A 1,436-nucleotide genomic window follows, 5' to 3' on the forward strand; every position below is an offset into this window, starting at 1 on the left:
CCGCTGCGCAATGCCTGCGTGGGCGACCTCAGCGTGGCCCACAACATGGGGCTGCGCAATTTCGACGAGCCGCCGTTTGCCACCGGTGGCTGGGTGCACTGGGGCCGGCTGCGGGCGCGGGCGCGTTCGTGGATCAGCGAATACGGCGTGAAGACCCAGGGCGAACGCGCGCCCATCCGCAGCCTCTCGGGCGGCAACGTGCAGCGCGCCGTGCTGGCACGGGAACTCTCCGAGCCGGCGCGGCTGCTGCTGGTCTCCAACCCGGTGTTCGGGCTGGACTTCGCCGCGGTGGCCGAGATCCACGGCCGCTTGATTGCCGCGCGCAACAGCGGCACCGCGGTGTTGCTGGTCAGCGAGGACCTGGACGAGCTGCTGGCGCTGGCCGACCGCATCGTCGTGATCAGCGAAGGCCAGATCGTGCACGACGTGCCGGCCGCGCAGGCCGACCGCCATGCGCTGGGCGCCTTCATGGGCGGCAAGCACCACGAACCGGCACAGGAGGCGGCATGACGGAAACCGAAGCCCTGGTCCGCCCCGACCGGATCGAGATCGAGATCGACGCCCAGCCTTTCGCCTATGCCTTCTCGCCTGCGGCCAGCGCACTGGTCATCATCGACATGCAGCGCGACTTCGTCGAACCCGGCGGCTTTGGTGCCAGCCTGGGCAACGACGTCTCGCTGCTGCAGGCCATCATTCCGACCTGCCAGGCGGTGCTGCAGGCCTGGCGCGCCGCGGGCGGCTTGGTGGTGCACACCCGCGAAGCCCACAAGGCCGACCTGAGCGACTGCCCGCCCGCCAAGCGCCTGCGCGGCAACCCCTCGCTGCGCATTGGCGACCAAGGCCCGATGGGCCGCGTGCTGGTGGCCGGCGAACCGGGCAACCAGATCATCCCGGAGCTGGCGCCGAGGCCCAACGAGATCGTGGTCGACAAGCCCGGCAAAGGCGCGTTCTATGCGACGCCGCTGCACGCGATGCTGCAAGGCCAGGGCATCACGCACCTGGTCTTCATGGGCGTGACCACCGAAGTCTGCGTGCAGACCTCGATGCGCGAAGCCAACGACCGCGGCTACGACTGCCTGCTGGTGGAAGACGGCACCGAGAGCTACTTCCCGGCCTTCAAGCAGGCCGCCATCAAGATGATCCACGCCCAGGGCGGGATCGTCGGATGGACCGCGCCGGCCGCACCGCTGATCGCCGGGCTGGCCAGTTGGCAGCCTCTTTCCGACACCTGAATCCTTCCTTCCCTCATGAACCCGCGCCAAAATCTGCTGACCCTTGAAGACTGGCGATCCGCCTACGCTGCAGGCGCTCAACCCCAAGCCCTGCTGGGTGAGCTGCTCGGCCGGCTGTCGCCCACCGACCCGGCCTGGATTGCCCGGCTGGACCAAGCCGGCCTGCAGACGGAGCTGGCCCGGCTGGCCACGCTGGACCCGGCC

The 1,436-nt window shown here is 69.5% G+C and carries 2 protein-coding genes and 1 pseudogene; all 3 read left to right on the top strand.

What is annotated here, in order from left to right:
• A pseudogene (locus FKP22_RS30285) lies at nt 1-510 on the top strand (ABC transporter ATP-binding protein); the annotation flags it as partial.
• Nucleotides 507-1,232, top strand: coding sequence for a cysteine hydrolase family protein (locus FKP22_RS30290; protein WP_211361670.1), 726 nt, complete (start codon nt 507-509; stop codon nt 1,230-1,232). The pseudogene FKP22_RS30285 and the gene FKP22_RS30290, both read left to right, overlap by 4 nt.
• Before the next feature lie 15 nt (nt 1,233-1,247).
• On the top strand, nt 1,248-1,436 hold a 189-nt coding region (locus tag FKP22_RS30295), incomplete at its 3' end, for a hypothetical protein (protein ID WP_211361671.1).

Origin of the sequence: Ideonella azotifigens, from assembly GCF_006519715.1 — a bacterium.
Classification (GTDB): Bacteria; Pseudomonadota; Gammaproteobacteria; order Burkholderiales; family Burkholderiaceae_C; genus Ideonella; species Ideonella azotifigens.